16 protein-coding genes are annotated in these 22,094 nt (G+C 72.3%); 14 read left to right on the top strand and 2 right to left on the bottom strand.

Annotation, left to right across the window (positions count from 1 at the left end; translation table 11 throughout):
* Window positions 1–476: 476 nt before the first annotated feature.
* The 4 genes from fdnG to MNY60_RS14900 all read left to right on the top strand — a co-directional run bounded on the left by fdnG (window position 477) and on the right by MNY60_RS14900 (window position 8,875).
* Entirely contained in the window at window positions 477–3,545 is a 3,069-nt protein-coding gene (gene fdnG / locus MNY60_RS14915) for a formate dehydrogenase-N subunit alpha (RefSeq protein WP_277957025.1), read from the top strand.
* Between the two features lie 30 nt (window positions 3,546–3,575).
* The gene (locus MNY60_RS14910; RefSeq protein ID WP_242339330.1) at window positions 3,576–5,798 is read left to right on the top strand and encodes a 4Fe-4S dicluster domain-containing protein; all 2,223 of its coding nucleotides are present in this window, start codon (window positions 3,576–3,578) and stop codon (window positions 5,796–5,798) included.
* A gap of 83 nt (window positions 5,799–5,881) precedes the next feature.
* Window positions 5,882–6,721 (top strand): formate dehydrogenase accessory protein FdhE, encoded by an 840-nt coding sequence (locus MNY60_RS14905; RefSeq protein ID WP_242339329.1) that lies wholly within the window; start codon window positions 5,882–5,884, stop codon window positions 6,719–6,721.
* A gap of 69 nt (window positions 6,722–6,790) precedes the next feature.
* Window positions 6,791–8,875: a WecB/TagA/CpsF family glycosyltransferase gene (locus MNY60_RS14900; RefSeq protein WP_242360954.1), complete on the top strand. Its 2,085-nt coding sequence runs from the start codon at window positions 6,791–6,793 to the stop codon at window positions 8,873–8,875.
* A 15-nt stretch (window positions 8,876–8,890) separates the two neighbouring features.
* Here the strand turns inward: MNY60_RS14900 and MNY60_RS14895 are convergent, their stop codons facing one another.
* On the bottom strand, window positions 8,891–9,145 hold the full coding sequence (locus MNY60_RS14895; protein WP_242339323.1) for a hypothetical protein: 255 nt from the start codon (window positions 9,143–9,145) through the stop codon (window positions 8,891–8,893).
* A gap of 322 nt (window positions 9,146–9,467) precedes the next feature.
* Between MNY60_RS14895 and draG the strand changes: the two genes are divergently transcribed.
* Window positions 9,468–10,388: an ADP-ribosyl-[dinitrogen reductase] hydrolase gene (gene draG, locus MNY60_RS14890; RefSeq protein ID WP_242339321.1), complete on the top strand. Its 921-nt coding sequence runs from the start codon at window positions 9,468–9,470 to the stop codon at window positions 10,386–10,388.
* A gap of 7 nt (window positions 10,389–10,395) precedes the next feature.
* On the opposite strand, the gene MNY60_RS14885 is transcribed toward draG, so the two are convergent.
* Window positions 10,396–11,184 (bottom strand): NAD(+)--dinitrogen-reductase ADP-D-ribosyltransferase, encoded by a 789-nt coding sequence (locus MNY60_RS14885; RefSeq protein ID WP_242339319.1) that lies wholly within the window; start codon window positions 11,182–11,184, stop codon window positions 10,396–10,398.
* A 116-nt stretch (window positions 11,185–11,300) separates the two neighbouring features.
* On the opposite strand from MNY60_RS14885, the gene MNY60_RS14880 reads away from it, so the two are divergent.
* The 9 genes from MNY60_RS14880 to nifB all read left to right on the top strand — a co-directional run.
* Window positions 11,301–12,860, top strand: coding sequence for a sigma 54-interacting transcriptional regulator (locus MNY60_RS14880; RefSeq protein ID WP_242355449.1), 1,560 nt, complete (start codon window positions 11,301–11,303; stop codon window positions 12,858–12,860).
* A gap of 28 nt (window positions 12,861–12,888) precedes the next feature.
* Window positions 12,889–13,347 carry a GNAT family N-acetyltransferase gene (locus tag MNY60_RS14875; protein WP_242355448.1) on the top strand — a complete coding sequence of 153 codons (459 nt, stop codon included), beginning with the start codon at window positions 12,889–12,891 and terminating at the stop codon, window positions 13,345–13,347.
* A 413-nt stretch (window positions 13,348–13,760) separates the two neighbouring features.
* Complete coding sequence (gene nifH / locus MNY60_RS14870; RefSeq protein WP_242341245.1) at window positions 13,761–14,630, top strand: nitrogenase iron protein; 870 nt, start codon at window positions 13,761–13,763, stop codon at window positions 14,628–14,630.
* Between the two features lie 27 nt (window positions 14,631–14,657).
* A complete protein-coding gene (gene nifD / locus MNY60_RS14865) occupies window positions 14,658–16,103 on the top strand; it encodes a nitrogenase molybdenum-iron protein alpha chain (protein WP_242355445.1) in 1,446 nt (481 codons plus the stop codon).
* Window positions 16,104–16,196: 93 nt separating this feature from the next.
* Window positions 16,197–17,666 carry a nitrogenase molybdenum-iron protein subunit beta gene (gene nifK / locus MNY60_RS14860; protein WP_242355443.1) on the top strand — a complete coding sequence of 490 codons (1,470 nt, stop codon included), beginning with the start codon at window positions 16,197–16,199 and terminating at the stop codon, window positions 17,664–17,666.
* A gap of 43 nt (window positions 17,667–17,709) precedes the next feature.
* Window positions 17,710–20,463, top strand: coding sequence for a bifunctional nitrogenase iron-molybdenum cofactor biosynthesis protein NifEN (locus MNY60_RS14855; protein ID WP_242360951.1), 2,754 nt, complete (start codon window positions 17,710–17,712; stop codon window positions 20,461–20,463).
* A 14-nt stretch (window positions 20,464–20,477) separates the two neighbouring features.
* Window positions 20,478–20,888: a nitrogen fixation protein NifX gene (gene nifX, locus MNY60_RS14850; protein ID WP_242341249.1), complete on the top strand. Its 411-nt coding sequence runs from the start codon at window positions 20,478–20,480 to the stop codon at window positions 20,886–20,888.
* 42 nt (window positions 20,889–20,930) lie between these two features.
* Window positions 20,931–21,194: a ferredoxin III, nif-specific gene (fdxB, locus tag MNY60_RS14845; RefSeq protein WP_242355439.1), complete on the top strand. Its 264-nt coding sequence runs from the start codon at window positions 20,931–20,933 to the stop codon at window positions 21,192–21,194.
* A gap of 7 nt (window positions 21,195–21,201) precedes the next feature.
* Window positions 21,202–22,094 (top strand): nitrogenase cofactor biosynthesis protein NifB (nifB, locus tag MNY60_RS14840; protein WP_242360949.1); only part of this gene is annotated, 893 nt, incomplete at its 3' end.

Here is a 22,094-nt window from a genome sequence, read left to right as displayed (position 1 = left end):
CCGCGCAAACCGACGTTCTAACGGGGGCTGCGCCCCCGCCCCGCCGAGCGAAGCTCGTCGGGGCCCCACCCCTGCTCGCCGGGTCCCGGGCGCCGCCGCGCGCGGCTTCGCCGCTTCCGCGGCGTCGCCCCGGCGGGCTCGCGTCGCTCGCCCAAATCGTGAGCCGCCGTCTAGGTCCCGCGCCTCGGTGACGATGTCACGCACCGTCCGCGTGACATGTCACACGCGCACCCGTGACACCTGTGACGGTCCGGCCGCCTGAGGCGGCCGCCGGCCCCGCAAACTCCGTCGCGCGCCGGTTCTCCGGAACGCGGCGGCGCAACCGTTTCGCCTCCGCCCGCTGGCAGGTGTCTTGCTCTGGGGCGTCCCGACGCACGAAGGCCAAAAAAGACCTGAGCAGTCAGGTACATGCGGCGGTCGTCGCGAAGGCTTCGCACTCCAGCAGCAGTCGGCAGCAGTCACCGGAAAGGGAAGCGATGAGCATCAGCAGAAGAAACTGGCTGAAGTTGACGGCTGGCGGCGGCGCCGGCCTCGCGCTGGCCGAGCTCGGGTTCAGCGCGTCGAAGGTCCAGGCGGCGACGGGGCACCTGAAGCTCACGGGCGCGAAGCAGTTCACCACCGCCTGTAACTTCTGCTCCTGCGGCTGCGGGATGGTCTGCAACGTGGTGGACGGCAAGCTCGTCAACCTCGAGGGAGACCCGGACCACGTCATCAACCAGGGCGCGCTCTGCTCGAAGGGCGCCGCGATGCAGGCGACCCACGAGTCCGACCGGCGCGTGAAGACGCCGCTGTACCGGGCGCCGGGCTCTGATCGCTGGCAGGAGCTCTCCTGGGAGGAGGCGCTCGAGAAGCTCGCGCGCAAGGTGAAGGACGTCCGCGACTCGACCTGGATCGCCACCGAGCGGGACGGCGACGTCGAGTACCCGGTCAACCGCACCGACGCGATCGGCTTCCTCGGCGGCGCGCAGAACACGAACGAGGAGTGCTACCTCTGGAACAAGATGGGGAGGCTCTTCGGGACGAACTTCGTCGAGCACCAGGCCCGACTTTGACACAGCCCCACGGTCCCCAGTCTGGGGGCCACGTTCGGCCGTGGCGCGATGACGAACCACTGGGCGGATCTGCAGAACGCCAAGGTGTTCCTCATCGAGGGCAGCAACGCCGCCGAGAACCACGTGATGTCGATGAAGTGGATCCGGAAGGCGCAGGAGAAGGGCGCGAAGATCATCCACGTCGACCCGCGGTTCAACCGCACCTCGTCGATCGCGGACATCTACGCGCGCATCCGCCCGGGCGCTGACATCGCGTTCCTCGGGGCGGTCATCAACCACGTCCTCCAGCAGGGGCTGTACGACGCGGAGTACGTGAAGCTGCACACGAACGCGCTCCTGCTCGCGAAGGACGAGTTCGCCCTCGAGGACGGCGTCTTCACCGGCTACCACGAGGACAAGCACAAGTACGACACGGCCTCGTGGGCGTACGACCTCGACGCGGCGACGCAGAAGCCGAAGAAGGCGGCGAGCCTCGACGACCCGCGCTGCGTCTTCTCGAAGCTGAAGGCGCACTTCGCGCGGTACACGCCCGAGGTGGCCGAGGAGATCTCCGGCGTGCCGGCGGAGCAGGTGAAGCTCATCGCCGAGACGTTCGCGAACAACCGCCCCGGCACGATCCTGTACGCGCTCGGGATGACGCAGCACACGGTGGGCATCCAGAACATCCGCTGCTACGGCATCCTGCAGCTGCTCCTCGGCAACATCGGCAAGGCCGGCGGCGGCGTGAACGCGCTGCGCGGCGAGCCGAACGTCCAGGGCGCCTGCGACATGTCCGTCCTGAACGGCTACATGTTCGGCTACATCAACGCGCCGAACCACAACCACCCGACGCTCGAGGCGTGGACGAAGGACAACGGCACCTTCCGCCGGAAGTTCACCGTCAACGGCCTCAAGGCGTGGTTCGGCGAGAACGCCACCGCCGAGAACGACTTCGGCTGGAGGTGGCTCCCGAAGAAGAACGGCGCGAAGGACTACACCGTCTTCGGGATGATCGACGACGCCTACGCCGGGAAGCTGAAGCTCCTGTGGGCCGTGGGCCAGAACCCGATGGTCACGAACCCGAACCTGAACTACGTGCACGAGGCGCTGTCGAAGCTCGACATGCTCGTGGTGCAGGAGCTCTGGGACACGGAGACGGCGAGCTTCTGGCAGCGGCCGGGCGCCGACCCGAAGGCGATCAAGACCGAGGTGCTGCTCCTCCCCGCCGCCTACTTCATGGAGAAGGAGGGCACGATCAGCGGCTCCGGCCGCCTCGTGCAGTGGCGCTACGCGGCGGTGAAGCCGCCCGGCAAGGCGAAGGCCGACCTCGAGATCATCGACACGGTCTTCCGGAAGGTCCGGGACCTGTACGCGGGCTCGACGGATCCGAAGGACGAGCCGCTCGCGAAGGCCGTCTGGAACTACCCCGCCGAGCACACGGCGGAGGCGGTGCTCCAGGAGATCAGCGGCCGCGTCCTCTCGGAGGTCACGCTCCCCGACGGCAAGGTGCTGAAGCCGGGCGCCTTCGTGGGCGGCATCGGGCAGCTCCAGGCGGACGGCTCGACCTCCTCGGGCGCCTGGATCTACGCGGGCGTCTTCGGCGGCGGGAAGAACCTCTCGAAGCGCCGCGACGCGAAGACCGATCCCTCGGGGCTCGGCATGTTCCCGGGCTTCGCGTGGACGTGGCCGGGCAACATGAAGATCCTCTACAACCGCGCCTCCTGCGACGCGGACGGCAAGCCCTGGCCCGGCACGACTCCGCTCGTCTGGTGGGACGCGACCGAGAAGAAGTGGAAGGGCGTGGACACGCCGGACGTGCCGGACGCCACGAAGGGCCCGGAGACGCCGGAGGGCCAGCGCGCGTTCCGCATGAACGGCGAGGGCATCGGCCGGCTCATGGCGGCGGTCTACAAGGACCCCGACGCGAAGGAGAAGGGGCTGCCGCGCGACGGCTCGTACACGCCGAAGGACGGCCCGTTCCCCGAGTTCTACGAGCCCATCGAGAGCCCGGTCGCGAACGTGCTGCACCCGAAGGCCCAGTACAATCCGTGCGTGAAGTACCCGCGCGTCCCGGGCAAGCAGCCCGTCGGCACGGCGAAGGACTTCCCGTACGTCCTCATGACGTCGTCCATCGCGGAGCACTGGTGCGCCGGGTCCACGACCCGCAACGTGCCGTGGCTCAACGAGCTGCAGCCGGAGTGCGTCGTCGAGCTGCCGACCCAGCTCGCCGAGAAGCTGCGCGTGAAGGGCGGCGACAAGGTGCGGGTCTCGTCGGCGCGCGGTGAGATGGTCGTGAAGGCCGTCGTCACGAAGCGGATGCAGGTCATGAAGATCGCCGGCCAGGACGTGCCGGTGGTGTGGATGCCCTACAACTGGGGGTTCAAGGGGCTCTCGACCGGCCCGTCGACGAACGTGCTGACCATCGACGCCGTCGATCCGGGCGCAGGCACGCAGGAGACGAAGGCCTGCCTCGTCAACGTGGTGCCCGTGGAGGAGGCGGTGGCGCAGCGGTAGCCGGCTGCGACGCGCCGAAAGGACAAGACCATGAGCAACGCCACGTTGATCGATACGACGAAGTGCATCGGGTGCCGCTCGTGCCAGGTCACCTGCAAGCAGTGGAACGACATGCCGGCGGAGCGCACGCAGCTCAACCCCTCCGTCGGCCTGCAGAACCCGCTCACGCTCTCCGCGAAGACCCTGACCGTCGTCACGCCGCACGAGGTCGACGCGCCGAGCGCGCCGGGCGGGCTGCAGTACGTCTTCGCGAAGCGGCAGTGCATGCACTGTGACGAGCCGGCCTGCGCGTCGGCCTGCCCGGTGACCGCCATCCACAAGACCAAGGAAGGGCCGGTCGTCTACGACGAGTCGAAGTGCATCGGCTGCCGCTACTGCATGTGGGCCTGCCCGTGGAGCGTGCCCATGGCGGAGTGGGACTCGCTCGCGCCGAAGATCCACAAGTGCGACATGTGCCACGGCCGGGCGCAGGAGCCCGCGCCCGCGCTGCGCAACGGCGAGGCGCTCACCGGCGAGGATCACCAGCGGTTCGCCGCGGCGATCGCGCTGCCGGCCTGCGTGAAGCAGTGCCCGGCGGGGGCGCTGAAGTTCGGGGACCGCGAGGAGCTCCTCCGCGAGGCCCGCGAGCGGATGGCGGCGAGCCCGGGGAAGTACGTCGACCACGTCTACGGAGAGAAGGAGGCCGGCGGCACGAACATGCTGTACCTCGCCTCCGTGCCGTTCTCGACGCTCGGGTTCCCGCAGGTCGGGACCGAGCCCCTCCCGCGGCGGAGCGCGGTCGCGCTCGGCGCGGTGCCGCCCGCCGTCATCGGCGTGGGCGCCGCGCTCGGCGGGGCCTACGCGCTGCACAAGCGGCGCGAGGAGGTCGCCAGGATGGAGCCGAGGCAGCTCAAGGCGGCGCACGCCGCGAAGCCGGACGCGCACGAAGCCCACGTCGAGTTCGCGCCCGTGAAGTCCAAGCTCTGGACGCCCGCGAACATCCTCCTCGCGGCGCTCATGGCCTTCGGCGGCGGCTCGTTCGTGGCCCGGTTCGCGCTGGGCCTCGGCGGCGCGACGAACCTCTCCGACACCTGGGCGTGGGGGCTCTGGATCGTCTTCGACCTCGTCTGGATCGCGGTCGCGGCCGGCGCCTTCGCGACGGCGGGCCTCATCTACGTGTTCCAGCGGAAGGACCTCTACTCCATCGGGCGCTCGGCCGTGCTCATGGGGCTCCTCAGCTACTCGTTCGTCACGGTGACGCTGCTCGCCGACCTCGGCCTGCCGTGGCACTTCTGGCAGCTCGCGCTGAACGCCCCCGAGCACTCGGCGATGTTCGAGGTCTCCTGGTGCGTCGGCCTCTACGTGACGGTCCTCCTCGCGGAGTTCCTGCCGGTGCCGTTCGAGCGGTGGGGCCTCGCGGGGGCGATGGAGACCTGGAAGCGCTGGTCGCCCGCCTACGTGGTCTTCGCCATCTCGGCGTTCGTGTACCTCATGTCCCGCAACCTCGTGTACACGGGCCTCGCCGCGGCGACCTTCGGCTTCATGGCCTGGGCGTTCCGCGCCCAGCCGGGCAAGAAGGCCGAGCCGATCATGCTCGCCATCGCGGCGGTGACGTTCTCCACGATGCACCAGAGCTCGCTCGGGTCGCTGTTCCTCCTCATGCCCGACAAGCTCGCCAGGGGCTGGTGGTCGCCGGTGATGCCGGTCTACTTCTTCCTCTCGGCGGTCGCGGCCGGCGTGGCGCTCATGGTGCTCGTGGAGATGTGGATCGCGAAGGGCTTCAAGCGCGCGCTCCGCATGGACCAGCTCGCGTCGCTCGGCAAGATCGCGTTCTTCGCGCTCGCGACCTACCTCGCGTTCCGCGTCGGGGATCTCGCGTTCCGCGGCGAGCTCGCGACGGCGCTCACCGGCCCCAAGGCGGGGCTGCTCGCCGCGGAGCTGCTCGTGGGTGGCCTCCTCCCGCTCGCCGTCCTCGGCTCGGCGAGGCTGCGCGCGAACCCGAGGACGCTGTTCCTCGGCTCGCTCCTCGCCACCCTCGGCGTCGTGTTCAACCGCATGAACGTGGTGGTGTTCGCGATGGACCTGAAGGGCGCCGCGCCGCAGATCGCGCCACAGGGCTACTTCCCGAGCGTCGTCGAGTGGGGCATCTCCATCGGCCTCGTCGCCGCGACGATCTTCCTCTTCGGCCTCGCGACCCGGCACATGCCGGTCCTGCCGAAGCAGGAGGGCCCTGCGGCCGCCGAGGCGGATCGCGGGGCGGACGCCGCCGCGTAGCAGGGCCGCTCGCGCGGCTCCGTTCCGAAGGCCCCCGGTCGCTCGCGGCCGGGGGCCTCTTCACTTGCTAGGATCACCGGACGATGACGAACGACGCAGCGACGAAGAAGTGGATCGAGAGCCACCCCTACCTCGAGGGCGTCGCGGCCTTCCAGGCGCTCGTCGAGGGCGCCGCCGCGGGGGCCGCGCCGCTGACGCGCCGCCCGGCGTGGGACGCCTACGTCGCGGATCTGGCCGCGGGCGTGCCGCTCCTGCGCAGCGCGCGCGCCCAGCTCGACGTCGCGCCCGAGGGCGGCGCCGCGCTCCGGACCATCGTGGCGCGCGTCGCGGCGGCCGACCTGCCCCCGTCCATCGCCGAGGGGGCGCGGGCGCTCGACGAGGAGCTCCGACAGGATCCGCGCGCGTCCGAGGCGGCGATCGCGTGGCTCGTGTGCGGCGCGCCGGAGAAGGGCGAGACGGAGGGCGGAGGCCTCGTCCGTTACCTGGGCTGGACCGCGCTCCAGCACGTGCTCGCGCCGGTCGTCGCCGAGTTCGACCGCTGGCGCGACGAGGAGCGCTGGGGCCGCGGAGACTGCCCCACCTGCGGCTCGGCTCCGACGATGGGCGCGCTCGTGACGGTCGCCGAGGGCCGCGGCCGGAGGCTCGCCTGCGGCGCCTGCCGGACGCGCTGGGCGTTCAAGCGCGTCGCCTGCCCCTTCTGCGGGAACGACGACGCCCACCGGCTCGGCGTCCTCGAGATCGATCAGGAGCCGGGCCTCCGGCTCGACGTGTGCGAGCAGTGCAAGGGCTACGTGAAGACGTACACCGGTACGCGCGACCTCGACCTCGTCCTCGCGGACTGGCCCACGCTGCACCTCGACGTGCTGGCCCGCGAGCGCGGCTACGAGCGGCTCGGCGTGTCGCTCTACGAGCTCGGGGCCTGAGGGGGAGACCGCCGCCGGCCCCCTCCGGAAAAGTGGACGCGCGGGGCGGGCCCGCGGGAAAAGAGGCGCGTGACGAACGCCCGCGCCCCGGCCGCACCTCGCCGCGTCCGCATCGGCTCCCTCGAGATCGACGTGCTGGACCGCGAGGGGGCGCTCGACGCCATCGAGGCGCTGGTCCTCTCTGGACGGGGCGGCGCGGTGTTCACGCCCAACGTCGACCACGTCGTGAAGGCGGAGCGAGATCCGCGGCTGCGCGCCGCCTACGCCGCGGCGGACCTGGCGGTCGCCGACGGCATGCCGCTCGTGTGGGCCTCGCGGCTCCTCGGCACGCCGCTCCCCGAACGCGTCGCCGGCGCCGATCTCGTCGTTCCCCTCGCCGGGCGGGCGGCGCGCCGCGGCTGGCGGCTCTACCTCGTCGGTGGGGCGCCCGGAGACGCGGCCCGCGCGGCGGAGGTGCTCGCGCGCGATCCCGGGGTGACGATCGCCGGCGTCGACGCGCCCACCCTCGATCCCTCACCCGCGGGGGAGGAGGCGGGCCGCGCCGCCGCCGAGCGGGTGCGCGCCGCGCGCGCGGACCTCGTCCTCGCCGCGTTCGGGGCGCCGAAGCAGGAGCTCTGGATCCACCGCCACCTCGACCTGCTCCGCCCGGCGGTCGTGCTCGGCGTCGGCGCGAGCCTGGCGTTCGTCGCGGGGACCGTGCCGCGCGCGCCGCCCTGGATGTCGCGCGCCGGCCTCGAGTGGCTCCACCGGCTCCTGCGCGAGCCGCGCCGGCTGTGGCGCCGCTACCTCGTCGAGGACGCCGCGTTCGCCGCCGTCCTCGTCCGGAGCTGGCGCGAGGCGCGCCGCGCCGCGCGGGCTCCGGGAACGCGCCCCCGCTGCGGGGGGGGCGCGATCGGCCGTGCGGCCGGGCGACCGACTCGCGCGGCCGGGCTCGCCCCGCGAACGGGAGCGGCGCGGGTGGCGGGGCGCCGGCAGAACCGCAGGATGCGCCGCCCCGGTGCGCTCGCCGCCGCCTGCCTCCTCGCCGCCGCGCGCTGCGGCGGCTCGGCCGCGAGCGGCGACGGGGCAGCAGCGCCGGGCTGCACGCTCGTGGAGGACGGCTGGGGTCCCGCGGGCACCGTGCCGATCCGGGTCGAGCGGGTCGCGACGGGCCTCGAGGTGCCCTGGGCGATCGCGTTCCTCCCCGGAGGCGACGCGCTCGTCACCGAGCGGCCCGGGCGCATCCGGCTCCTGCGCGGCGGCGCGCTCGAGGCGGAGCCGGTCGCGACCGTGCCGGTGGTGGCGGAGGGCGAGGGCGGGCTGCTCGGCATCGCCGCCGACCCCGGCTTCGCGGAGAACCGCCGCTTCTACACGTACCACACGGCGGACGAGGACGGCCGCAGGGTGAACCGCGTCACCCGCTGGCTGCTCGCCGAGGATCGGCGCTCGGCGCGCGTCGAGCGCGTGATCCTCGACGGCATCCCGGCGGCCGTGGTGCACGACGGGGGGCGCCTCCGCTTCGGTCCCGACGGCCAGCTCTACGTCGGCACCGGCGACGCGCGCGAGCCGGCGCGCGCGCAGGACCGCGGCTCACTGGGCGGAAAGCTCCTGCGCGTCACGACGGAGGGGGCGCCCGCGGACGGGAACCCGTTCCCCGGCAGCCCGGTCTTCCTCCTCGGGATCCGCAACACGCAGGCGTTCGACTTCCTCGACGCGCGGACGCTCGTCGTCGGCGATCACGGCCCGAGCGGCGACACCGGCCGGAGCGGGCACGACGAGGTGGACGTCGCGCGCGCCGGCGCGAACCTCGGCTGGCCGGACGTGTACTCCTGCGACACGGGGGAGGGCGTCACCACACCGGCCATCGTCTGGAGCCGCGCGGCGCCGCCGGGCGGGGGGAGCGTCTACCGCGGTGAGGCGGTCCCGGCGTGGAAGGGGAGCTTCCTCGTCGGGATCCTCGGCGCGCGCCACCTGCACCGGATCGTGCTCCGCGAGGACGGACGCGTGCAGGCGCACGAGGTCTACCTGCAGGGCGAGCCGCCCGAGGGGCTCGGCCGCGTCCGCGACGTTCAGCAGGGGCCGGACGGCGCGGTGTGGGTCACGACGAGCAACTGCGACGGCCGCGGGACCTGCCCGCCCGAGAAGGACGTGGTGGCGCGGATCGTGGCGCGGTGAGCGCGGCGCCTCGGGTCAGCGGAGCCCGATGAGCTGGCCGAGCCGCTTCTGCGCGGTCCCCGCATGGGGCGCGGGGATGCGGAGCCCGAGGGAGAGCGGCTCGTTGAGCCGTGCGCCGAGGTGCTTCAGGCCGGCCGGGAGGAGGTCGGCCGTGGAGGCCAGGTCGAGCCCACCCGGGAGCGCCCGCGTCCGGCGGCGTCGGCGCGACGCGAGGGCGAGCGTCATCACGAAAGCGGCGCAGAGGGTGAGGAGCGCGATCCCGACGGGCATGGTGTCACCTGGCGCGGCCGCCTGTTCGGCCGCAGACCTCCGAAGCTAGATCCCGGTCGCCAGGGCGTGACCCCCCCAGATAGGTCGCCCATGGCCCGCACCCTGGCCACAGCGGCCGGGGGGTCTCTCGCTCGCTGGCCACACCCAGAGCTCGACGCGACGGGCGAGGCGACCCGGCTTCGCTTCGCGGCTCGGGGACGACTTCACCACCGGTGCCGTGGTCGCGCCCTGGTCGTCCCGCTCGACGAGCTCCTCCAGCTCGTCGGCGCGGGAGGAGCGGCACCGCGGCGACCGGGGTACGCTTCTCGCAGGGCTGGCGCTCGTGCCACCGCTCTCCCTGCATCTCCCCGACGTGCGCGACCGCGCCCGGGCGGCGTTCCTGGGCGCGGCGGTCGGCGACGCGCTCGGCGCGACCGTCGAGTTCATGACGGCGAGCGAGATCCGCGCCTCGCTCGGCGTGCATCGGGAGATCACCGGCGGCGGCTGGCTTCACCTGAGGCCGGGGACCGTCACGGACGACACGGAGATGTCGCTCTGCCTCGCCCGCGCGATCGACGCCGCGGGAAGCTGGTCCCTCCGCGGCGCCGCGGACGCGCTCGCCGGCTGGCTCCGGGCCGGACCGGTGGACGTCGGCTCGACCTGCCGGCGCGGCCTCCGCCGCTACATGCTCGACGGCACGCTCGAGGGACCGCCGCACGACGGCGACGCGGGCAACGGGGCGGCGGTGCGGATGCCGCCCGTCGCGCTCCTCTCGCTCGGCGATCCCGCGATGCTCCGCCGCGTCGCGCTCGAGCAGGGCCACCTCACGCACCACCACCCGCTCTCCGACGCGGCGTGCCTGCTCGTGGGCGAGCTCGTCCAGCTCGGCTGCCTGGGGCTGTCGCTGCGCCGCCTGGGCGCCGCCGCGGCCGCGCTCGTCACCGCCGAGCCGCGCTTCCGCTTCGCGCCGTACCCGGGCCTCGCCACCGGCTACGTCGTCGACACGCTCCAGACCGTGCTCCACTTCTTCTTCGCGACACGATCGTTCGAGGAGTGCCTGATCGCGGTCGTGAACCAGGGCGGCGACGCCGACACGACCGCGGCGATCGCCGGTGCCATCGCCGGCGCGTACCACGGCCCCGACGCCATCCCGCGGCGCTGGCTCAGGCGGCTCGACCCCGGGCTCGTGGAGGAGCTCGGGCGGCTCTCGACGCGCCTCGTGGAGCTGTCACCCGTCGGTCGCGGGGCGCCACCGCGGGTTTGAGTCGGCTTCAGAAGAGCACGCGCCGGACCCGCGCCTCGCCGCCGACGGCGAGCCACTCGCGCTCGCCTCGCAGGATGGCGCGGGGAAAGACGTCCGGCGCGAGGAAGACGCGGGGGAGCGCGACCCGCACCTCCCACACGGTCGAGCCGAACTCCCACGCGCGCTCGCGATCGTCGGTGAACGAGCAGAGGTTGTTGAGCCGTACGATCCACTCGTGCCGGCCCACCTGCGAGACGATCTCGTGGTCGCCGGGATCGTTCACCCCGCGCCAGAGCGTCACCCAGCGCGCGCCCGGGCGACGCCGCGCGAGCTCGTACTGCGTGAAGGTGTAGACGAGGTCGAGCTGGTCGAGGATCGCGCTCGTGCAGGCGCTGCCGCGCGTGCGGTCCTGCGCGTAGCGCGCGTACTCGGGCCCGTCGACGGCGCGGATCGGCGCGCGGTGGAAGCAGGGCGGGAGGCCCATGCGGCTCTCGACCCAGCCCTTCAGCACCGCGCCCTCGACGCTCGACGCGTCGACGCCCCAGCCGCGCAGGAAGCGCAGGTAGGAGTTCTTGAGGCTCCGCCGCGCCGAGGCGGTCGCCTGCTCGGCCCAGTGATGGAGCTGGAAGCGCACCGAGAGCCAGTCGTCGAACATGAGCGCCCGCGCGACCGGGTCGTCGAGCGCGTCGAGCGCGCGGAAGAGGAAGGCGTTCGAGGACCGCACGCCCTGGATCTCCAGAGGCACGGGGTGCTCGTTGAACTGGCAGCTCGCGATCACCCAGGGAGGCAGGTTGCAGCGGTTGAGCGAGATCGTCATGGTCGGTCGCGCCGGGAGCCCGCGGGATCCGGCCGTGTTCACGGCGTCCTGCAAGAACCGGCGCCTCCCCCTCGCCCGCTCGAGACGCTGGCACCGCGCTTGCGATGGGGGAGGGCATGCACGGCCGCGAGGCGCGCGAGGTCCAGGCCCTGCACGACGCCGCGCGCGTCCTCTGGCTCGCGACGGATCTCCGCGAGGCCCTGGACGCGACGCTGGCGGTGCTGCAGCTCGAGCTCGGGATGGAGAACGGGACCCTCTCGCTCTTCGACCCCGTGACGGGGGAGGTGTTCATCGAGGCGGCGCCGGAGATGCGCGACCGCGAGCGGATCCTCGGGCGCCTGCGGCCGGGGGAGGGGATCATCGGGCGGATCTTCGCGACCGGCATGCCCATCGCCGTGCCCGACGTGGGGGACGAGCCGCTGTTCCTCAACCGGACCGGGACCTGGCGCGATCTCAGGGAGGAGCCGCGGGCGTTCCTCGGCGTCCCCGTCCGCCACGGCCGGACCACGCTGGGCGTGCTCACCGTCGACCGGCGCCACAGCGCGGGCCCCATCTCCTTCGAGCGCGACCTCCGCTTCCTCGAGATCCTCGCGGGCATGATCGGCGCGCGCGTCCGGCTGCAGGAGCTCGAGAACCCGCGCCGCCGGGCGGTGCTGGAGGAGGAGGCCGGCGCGCCCGAGGCGCGGCTCCCGGGCATGGTGGGGGTGGGGCGCCGGATGCGCGAGGTGCTCGAGCGCGTCGAGCGGGTCGCCCGCAGCCGGGCGACCGTGCTCGTGCGCGGCGAGAGCGGCACCGGGAAGGAGCTCGTCGCGCGGGCGCTCCACGAGGCGAGCCCGCGCACCGGGCGGCCCTTCGTGGCGCTCAACTGCGCGGCGCTCCCGGAGGCGCTCCTCGAGAGCGAGCTCTTCGGGCACGAGAAGGGCGCGTTCACCGGGGCCGCCGCCGGCACGAAGGGCCGCTTTGAGCTCGCCGACGGCGGGACGCTGTTCCTCGACGAGGTCGGCGAGCTGTCCCTCTCCGCGCAGGCCAAGCTCCTCCGCGCCATCCAGGAGCGCCAGTTCGAGCGCGTGGGGGGGAGGCGCCCGGTGACCGTCGACGTCCGCATCGTCGCCGCGACGAACCGCGATCTCGACGCCGCCGTGAAGGAAGGCGAGTTCCGGCTCGACCTCTTCCATCGCCTCTCCGTCGTGACCGTGCTGCTCCCCCCGCTGCGCGAGCGGCGCGAGGACCTCCCGGCCCTCGCGGAGCACCTCGTCCGCGAGCTGTCGGAGGAGAACGGGCGCGAGGTGCGGCTCGGCGGGGACGCGCTCGAGGCGCTCCTCGCGCACGACTGGCCGGGCAACGTCCGGCAGCTCCGGAACGTGCTCGAGGCGGCGATCGTCTCGACCGAGGCGGCGGTGCTGCGGGCCGCCCACCTCGGGCTCGAGCCGGCGCGCGAGGCGCCGGGGGACGCGTGCGCGTGCGTCCGCGACGCGAGGGCGAGGGCGGCGGGCCTGGACGCGCCGCCCGCGGCGGCGGCGGAAGGAGCCGTCCCGGCCGGCGAGGAGCGCGAGGTGCGGCTCGCGCTCGAGCGCGCCGGGTTCGTGAAGGCGAAGGCGGCGCGCCTGCTCGGGATGACGGTCCGCCAGCTCGACTGGCGCGTCCGCAAGTACGGGATCGCCGTCGAGCGGTTCTGAACGGCCCGCGCGCCGCGCGGAGGTGAACGTGGACGACGACGTCGGGATCCGGGGGGCCACCCCCGCGGACACGGAGCCGCTCGCGCGGCTCCTCGGGATCCTGTTCTCCATCGAGGCGGACTTCCGCCCCGACCCGGAGCGGCAGCGGCGCGGGCTCGCGCTCATGCTGGGCGAGCCGGAGCGGCGCGCGGTGCTCGTCGCCGAGCGCGGGGGCGAGGTCGTCGGGATGGTCACCGCCCAGCTCGTCGTCTCCACCGCGGAGGGCGGGCCGGCGGCGCTCGTCGAGGACCTGGTGGTCGAGGCGGCGGAGCGCGGACGCGGCGTGGGGCGCCGGCTGCTCGAGGCGATCGAGGGCTGGGCCGCCGCGCGCGGCGCGTCGCGCCTGCAGCTCCTCGCGGATCGGGAGAACGACCCGGCCCTCGCCTTCTACGCGCGGACGGGCTGGCGGGCGACGCGCCTCGTGTGCCTGCGGCGCGGCGGCCGCTGAGCCTGAACGGCGCATCATGTTCCGGAAATCGAGTCGACGAGCGAAGCGAGTCCGCCGGGGCGCCACCGCGATGGCGGCGAAGCCGCCCGCGGCGGCGCACGGGACCCGGCGCGCCGGGGTGGGGCCCCGACGAGCTCTGCTCGGCGGGGCGGGGGCGTAGCCTTGGCGCAGCCCCCGGTCATAAGACCCGCTGTCGGGTTCCGCACGTGATGTCGGGTTTCACCCAGCGAGCAGCGTCCGATGTCGAACACGCGCGGAGGCCTCGGCGCCGCGCGGCGCGAGAGCCTTGCGCGCGCGGGGGGCGGATCGCCTCCCGGGCGCGCAGGATTCGCGCGCGGGGCGGCGGTACGGCCCTTGCTCTCTCTCCTCGCGAACACGGCGCGGGACGGTCCCCGCGAGGAGAACGAGACGACATGAGGCAGATCGCGATCTACGGGAAGGGCGGCATCGGCAAGTCCACGACGACGCAGAACTTGGTCGCGGGGCTCGCCTCGCTCGGCAAGAAGGTGATGATCGTCGGCTGCGATCCCAAGGCCGACTCGACGCGCCTCATGCTGCACTCGAAGGCGCAGACGACGGTGATGGACCTCGTGCGCGAGCGCGGCACCGTCGAGGACCTCGAGGTCTCCGACGTGCTGAAGGTCGGGTACGGCGACGTGAAGTGCGTCGAGTCCGGCGGCCCGGAGCCGGGGGTGGGCTGCGCGGGCCGCGGCGTCATCACGGCCATCAACTTCCTCGAGGAGAACGGGGCGTACACCCCCGACCTCGACTTCGTCTTCTACGACGTGCTCGGCGACGTCGTGTGCGGCGGGTTCGCCATGCCGATCCGCGAGAACAAGGCCGAGGAGATCTACATCGTGGTGTCCGGCGAGATGATGGCCATGTACGCGGCCAACAACATCGCGCGCGGCATCCTGAAGTACGCCTCGTCGGGCAAGGTCCGGCTCGGCGGCCTCATCTGCAACTCGCGCAACACCGACCGCGAGGCGGACCTGATCGAGGCGCTCGCGGCGAAGCTCGGGACGCAGATGATCCACTTCGTCCCGCGCGACAACCAGGTCCAGCGCGCCGAGCTGCGGCGCATGACGGTCATCGAGTACTCGCCGGAGCACAAGCAGGCGAGCGAGTACCGCGAGCTGGCGCGGAAGATCTCCGAGAACCGGAAGCTCGTCGTGCCGAGGCCGCTGCAGATGGAGGAGCTCGAGGAGTTGCTCATGCAGTACGGCATCATCGCGGACGAGGACGAGTCCCAGGTCGGCGTCGCCGAGGCAGCGGGCGCGTAGCGCAGGGCACGGGCGAGGAGAACGACGATGTCCAATTCGGTGAAATCGGTCGACGGCATCACGAAGGAGTCGACCCAGGCGATGATCGACCGGACGCTCGAGGCGTATCCGGAGAAGGGCAAGAAGAAGCGCGCGCCGCACCTCGCCCCGAACGACCAGGCGTCGGGCAGCGCCTGCGTGAAGTCGAACCGGAAGACGGTCCCCGGCGTCATGAGCGCCCGCGGCTGCGCCTACGCCGGCGCCAAGGGCGTCGTGTGGGGCCCGATCCGCGACATGGTCCACGTCTCCCACGGGCCGGTCGGCTGCGGCTGGTACTCGTGGGGCACGCGCCGCAACCTCATGAGCGGCGTGAACGGCGTCTCCAACTTCGCGATGCAGTTCACCTCCGACTTCCAGGAGAAGGACATCGTCTACGGCGGGGACAAGAAGCTCGCCGTCCTCCTGCGGGAGGCGAAGGAGCTCTTCCCGCTCGCCAAGGGCATCTCCGTGCTGTCGGAGTGCCCGGTCGGCCTCATCGGCGACGACATCAACGCCGTCGCCAAGCAGATGTCGAAGGAGCTCGACCTCCCGGTCATCCCCTGCAACTGCGAGGGTTTCCGCGGCGTCTCGCAGTCGCTCGGGCACCACATCTCCAACGACACGATCCGCGACTACATCATCGAGACGCGCGAGTTCTCCGAGCCGGAGACGCCGTACGACATCGCCCTCATCGGCGAGTACAACATCGGGGGCGACGCGTGGTCGACGAAGCCGCTCCTGGAGGAGTGCGGCTTCAACGTGAAGGCCGTCTGGACCGGCGACGGCCAGATGGAGCACATCGCGGCGACGCACAAGGTGAAGCTCAACGTCATCCACTGCTACCGCTCCATGAACTACATGTGCAAGGTCATGGAGGAGAAGTACGGCGTGCCGTGGATCGAGCTGAACTTCTTCGGGCCGACGAAGATCAAGGAGAGCCTGCGCAAGCTCGCCGAGCGGTTCGACGACCGGATCAAGGCGAACGTGGAGAAGGTCATCGCCAGGTACGATCCCATGATGCAGAAGGTGATCGAGGAGGTCCGGCCCCGCCTCGAGGGCAAGAAGGTCATGCTGTACGTCGGCGGCCTGCGCCCGCGCCACACCGTCAGCGCCTACGAGGACCTCGGCATGGTCGTCGTCGGCTCCGGCTACGAGTTCGCCCACGCGGACGACTACGACCGGACGGCCCCCGAGATGCCCGACGCGACCGTCATCTACGACGACGCCTCCGAGTACGAGCTCGAGCGGTTCGTCCACGACCTGAAGCCGGACCTCGTCGCCTCCGGCATCAAGGAGAAGTACCTGTTCCAGAAGATGGGGCTGCCCTTCCGGCAGATGCACAGCTGGGACTACTCCGGCCCGTACCACGGGTACAAGGGCTTCCCGATCTTCGCGCGCGACATCGACATGGCGATCAACAGCCCGACCTGGGGCTTCGTGAAGTCGCCGTTCTAGCCGGAGGGGGCCACGGCCCCCGCCACCTCTCGAGACCTCGATCCGCCGTCCCGCCGGACGGAACGCCACCCGCTTGCCCGAAGGAACCGACACATGGCGAACAACCTTGGACTGACCGTCAAACCCGTCTGCGAGATCACGCGCGAGGACGAGGAGCGGGTCCGCGCCTGGATCGACACGCCGGAGTACCGGGAGAAGAACTTCGCGCGCCAGGCGCTGGTGGTGAACCCGGCCCACGCCTGCCAGCCGCTCGGCGCAGAGCTGTGCGCCCACGGCTTCGAGGGGACGCTGCCGTTCGTGCACGGCTCGCAGGGCTGCGCGTCCTACTACCGCTCGACGCTGAACCGCCACTTCCGCGAGCCCGCGCCGGCGGTCTGCAGCGCCATGACCGAGGACGGCGCGGTGTTCGGCGGGCAGAACAACCTGCACGAGGGGCTGGAGAACGCCTGCGCGCTCTACGCGCCGAAGATGATCGCCATCTTCACCTCCTGCATGCCGGAGATCATCGGCGACGACGTCTCGTCGTTCCTGAAGAACGCGAGGGCCAAGGGGCACCTCCCGAAGGACCTCCCGGCCCCCTACGCCAACACCCCCAGCTTCAGCGGCTCCCACGTCCACGGCTACGACGCCATGCTCGGCGCCATCCTCGAGACCCTGACCGAGGGGAGGGCGGTGGAGGGGCGCTGCACCGGCAAGCTCAACTTCATCGCCGGCTTCGACGCGAACACCGGCAATTACCGTGAGTACAAGCGGATCTTCGAGGCCTTCGGGATCCCGTACACCTTCCTCGCCGACATCTCCGAGACGTTCGACTCCCCCCTCGACGGCACCTATCGCCTGTATCCGGGCGGCACCCCGCTCGAGGAGGCGGCCGACTCCATCAACGGCAAGGCGACGCTCTCCGTCGCGCCCTACGCCACCACCAAGACCTTCGGGTGGGTGAAGGAGAACTACTCCGGCAAGCACGTCTCCATGCCGATGCCGATGGGCATCGCCAAGACGGACGCCTTCCTCCTGAAGCTCTCGGAGCTGTTCGAGAAGCCGGTGCCGGACGCGCTCGCGGCGGAGCGCGGCCGGGCGGTGGACGCGATGACCGACGCCCACCAGTACGTCCACGGGAAGCGGTTCGCCGTCTACGGCGACTCCGACTACCTCCTCGGCTACGTCTCCTTCCTGCTCGAGATGGGCGCGAGGCCCGTCCACGTCCTCTGCTCGAAGGGCTCGAAGAAGCTGGAGAAGGAGCTCCACTCGCTGCTCGACGCCTCGCCCTACGGCAAGGACGGGAAGGTCTACATGAACAAGGACCTGTGGCACCTGCGGTCCCTGCTCGTGACGGAGCCGGTGGACGCGCTCATCGGCGACACGCACGGCAAGTTCGCCGCGCGCGACGCGAAGATCCCGCTCTTCCGCTTCGGCTTCCCCATCTTCGACCGCGTCAACAGGCACCGCTACCCGCTCGTCGGCTACCAGGGCGTCGTCAACATGGTCACCGAGATCTGCAACAAGTTCATCGATCTCCAGGACGACGGCTGCGAGGACCGCTTCTTCGAGATGATGCGGTAGCGGCCGCGCTCGACCCCCGACCCCGAACCCGAGCGAGGCGGCCATGCCGCGGCCCGACTACTACGACGCGCCCGACTGCGAGACGAGCGAGAAGGGCGCCCCGAGGTTCTGCAAGAAGTCCGAGCCCGGCGAGGGCACCGAGCGGAGCTGCGCGTTCGACGGCGCGCGCGTCGTGCTCATGCCGGTCACGGACGCCATCCACCTCGTGCACGGGCCGATCGCCTGCGCCGGCAACTCCTGGGACAACCGCGGCGCGCGCTCCTCCGGGTCGCAGCTCTACCGGCGCGGCTTCACGACGGAGATGCTCGAGAACGACGTGGTCTTCGGCGGGGAGAAGAAGCTCCGCCGCGCCATCGTCGACCTCGCGTCGCGCTACCCGGAGGCGCGGGCGATCTTCGTCTACGCCACCTGCGTCACGGCGATGACCGGCGACGACGTGGAGGCCGTCTGCAGGTCGGTCGCGGGGGAGGTGCCGATCCCGGTCATCCCGGTGAACACCCCGGGGTTCGTCGGCGACAAGAACATCGGCAACCGGCTCGCCGGCGAGCTCCTCCTCGAGCACGTGATCGGCACGGCCGAGCCCGAGACGACGACCCCGTACGACGTGAACCTCATCGGCGAGTACAACATCGCCGGCGACCTCTGGGGGATGCTGCCCCTCTTCGAGCGGCTCGGGATCCGCATCCTGTCCTGCATCTCGGGCGACGCGCGCTTCGACGACCTGCGCCACGCGCACCGCGCCCGCCTGAACGTCATCATCTGCTCGAAGAGCCTCACGAACCTCGCGCGGAAGATGAAGAAGCGCTGGGGCATCCCGTACCTGGAGGAGTCGTTCTACGGGATGACCGACACCGCGACCGCCCTGCGTCACATCGCGCGCGAGCTCGATCGCGGGCGCGGCGACGGGGCGAGCGCGATGGCCGGCGCGGTGGAGGCGCTCGTGGCCGAGGAGGAGGCGCGCTGCCGCGCGCGCATCGCGCCGCACCGGGCGCGGCTCGAGGGCAAGCGCGCGGTGCTCTTCACCGGGGGCGTGAAGACCTGGTCGATGGTGAACGCCCTGCGCGAGCTGGGCGTCGAGATCCTCGCGGCGGGGACGCAGAACTCCACGCTCGAGGACTTCCACCGCATGAAGGCGCTCATGCACCGCGACGCCCGCATCATCGAGGACACCTCGACCGCCGGGCTCCTCGGGATCATGCGCGAGAAGCTGCCCGACCTCGTCGTGGCGGGCGGGAAGACGAAGTTCCTCGCGCTCAAGACGCGGACGCCGTTCCTCGACATCAACCACGGCCGCGCGCACCCGTACGCGGGCTACGAGGGGATGGTCACCTTCGCCCGCCAGCTCGATCTCACCGTGAACAACCCCATCTGGCCCGCGCTCTCCGCGCGGGCGCCCTGGGAGCTGCCGGAGGCCGCCCTCGAGGCCGAGCGCGCGGCGGCGCGGGGCCACGCGGCGGCGCTCGCCGCCGAGGACCTCTCCGCGTCGCGCGTCGCGGTGCCGGTCAAGGCTGCGACGGTGAACCCGCAGAAGAACTCGCCCGCGCTCGGCGCGACGCTCGCGTACCTCGGCGTGGATCGCATGCTCGGGCTCCTCCACGGAGCGCAGGGCTGCTCGACGTTCATCCGGCTGCAGCTCTCGCGGCACTTCAAGGAGTCGATCGCCCTCAACTCCACGGCCATGAGCGAGGACACGGCCATCTTCGGTGGCTGGAGAAACCTGAAGGCCGGGCTCGCGCGCGTCATCGAGAAGTTCCACCCGGGCGTCGTCGGGGTCATGACCTCGGGGCTCACCGAGACCATGGGCGACGACGTGCGGAGCGCGATCGCCGAGTTCCGCCGGGAGCGCCCGGAGCACGCCGGCGTGCCGATCGTCTGGGCGTCCACGCCGGACTACTGCGGCTCGCTGCAGGAGGGGTACGCCGCGGCGGTGGAGGCCCTCGTCACCACGCTCGCGGAGGGAGGGACGCCGATCCCGGGGCAGGTGACGCTGCTCCCGGGCGCCCACCTCACCCCCGCCGACGTCGAGGAGCTGAAGGGCATGATCGAGGCGTTCGGACTCTCGGTCGTCGCCGTCCCGGACATCGCGAACGCCCTCGACGGCCACATCGACGACGAGGTCTCGCCGCTCTCGACGGGCGGCGTGGGGGTGGACGCGATCCGCTCCGCGGGGCGGAGCGTCGCCACGATCTACGTCGGCGACTCGCTCGCCCGGGCCGCGCTCCGCCTGGAGGAGGCGTTCGGGATTCCGGCACACGGCTTCACCTCGGTGACGGGCCTCGGGGAGGTGGACCGGCTCGTCGCGACGCTCGCGGCGATCTCGGGTCGGCCCGTCCCCGGCGCGCTCCGCCGGGCGCGGAGCCGCCTCATGGACGCGATGGTGGACAGCCACTACGCGTTCGGCGGGAAGCGCGTGGCGCTCGCGCTCGAGGCCGATCACCTGAAGGGCCTCACCCGCTTCCTGCACGGGATGGGGTGCGAGATCGGCGCCGCGCTCGCCGCGACGCGGACCCGTGGCCTCGACGCGCTGCCCGCGCGGGCGGTGTCCGTCGGCGACCTCGAGGATCTGGAGACCGCGGCCCGGGGGGCGGACCTCGTCGTCGCGAGCTCCAACGGGCGCCAGGCGGTCGCGAAGCTCGGCGTGAAGGCCCACCTGCGCGCGGGCGTGCCGGTGTTCGACCGGCTCGGCGCGCACCAGAAGGTCTGGGCCGGCTACCGCGGCACGATGAACCTCGTGTTCGAGGTGGCGAACCTGTTCCAGGCGAGCGCGACCGAGGCGCAGCGGCTCGCGCACAGCTGACGGCGGAGGTCACCATGCGGATCGCGTTCACGAGCACCACGGGCGAGCGGATCGACGAGCACTTCGGGCGGGCGGACCACTTCTACGTGTGGGAGATCGGGCCCGGCGCGGCCCGCTTCCTCGAGCGCGTCAGCGCGATCACGAGCGCCGACGACGAGGAGGACCGCATCGCCGCGCGGGCGAGCGCGCTCGCCGGCTGCGCCATCGTCTACACCGCGCAGATCGGCGGACCCGCCGCGGCGAAGCTCGTCTCGCGCCGCATCCACCCGATGAGGACGAGCGGCGAGGTGGCCGTGGCGGAGGTGGTCGAGCGGCTGCAGGAGGTCCTGCGCGGCCGGCCGCCGCCGTGGCTCCGCAAGGCGATGGCGCCCGCGGGAGCGGGCGCCGCGGCGGAGACGCCGGCGGACGAGGCGAAGGACGACTGAACGGCGCCGTGAAGGGCGCACCACACGGGAGAGGAGACGGTCATGGCGTTCATCACGGGGCTGACGCGCGGGAAGCGGGAGTGGACCCCACGGTTCGTGCGGAACATCGATCCCGAGCTCTGCATCGGGTGCGGCCGGTGCATCAAGATCTGCGCGCACGGCGTGCTCGCGCCGGCGGAGGTGGACGAGGAGGAGTCCGCGAAGATGTTCGCCGCGGTCGAGAACGCGGACGACTGCATCGGCTGCGAGGCCTGCGGCCGGACCTGCAAGAAGGGCGCGTTCTCGTTCGAGCCCCTGGCGGCGTGAGGACGCCATGCGCCTGCCCGTCCTCGCCCGTCCCGACGCCGCGCCCCCCGCGGCGAACTGCACGTTCGGCCGCGGCTGCGGCGACGCCCCGCCGGCGCTCCCCGCCGACGTCGCCGCGCTCGTCGCCGATCACCCCTGCTACAGCGAGGATGCGCACCACCACTTCGCGCGCGTGCACGTCGCGGTGGCGCCCGCGTGCAACGTGCAGTGCCACTACTGCAACCGGAAGTACGACTGCTCGAACGAGAGCCGGCCCGGGGTGGTGTCGGAGCGGCTCCGCCCCGAGGACGCCGTGCGCAAGGTGCTCGCGGTCGCCGCGGAGCTCCCGGAGCTGTCGGTGGTCGGGATCGCGGGGCCGGGGGACGCGCTCGCGAACCCGGACGCCACCTTCGCCACGCTGGAGGGCGTGCGGCGCGCGGCGCCGGATCTTCGCCTGTGCCTCTCCACGAACGGCCTCGCCCTGCCCGAGCACGCGGCGAGGCTCGCCGCGGCCGGGGTGCGGCACGTGACGGTGACGGTGAACATGATCGACCCCGCCGTCGGAGAGCGGATCTACCCGTGGGTGCTGCAGGGCGGGCGCAAGCTCCGGGGCGTCGAGGGCGCCCGGCTCCTGTCCGCGCAGCAGCTCGAGGGGATCGCGGCGCTCGCCGCGCGCGGCGTGCTCGTGAAGGTGAACTCGGTCGTGATCCCGGGCGTGAACGACGCGCACCTCCCCGACGTCGCCCGGGCAGTCCGCCGCGCCGGCGCGTTCCTCGTGAACCTCGTCCCGCTGATCTCGGAGCCCGAGCACGGCACGCACTACGGTCGCACCGGTCAGCGCGGCCCGACCGCCGAGGAGCTGGAGCGCGTCCAGGTGGCCTGCGAGCTGGACGCCCGGGTCATGCGGCACTGCCGGCAGTG

It is taken from the genome of Anaeromyxobacter sp. SG17, assembly GCF_022690695.1.
GTDB classification, from domain to species: domain Bacteria; phylum Myxococcota; class Myxococcia; order Myxococcales; family Anaeromyxobacteraceae; genus Anaeromyxobacter; species Anaeromyxobacter soli.
The sequence above is the reverse complement of the archived record's forward strand: the minus strand, read 5'-3'. Positions and strand labels throughout refer to the sequence as shown.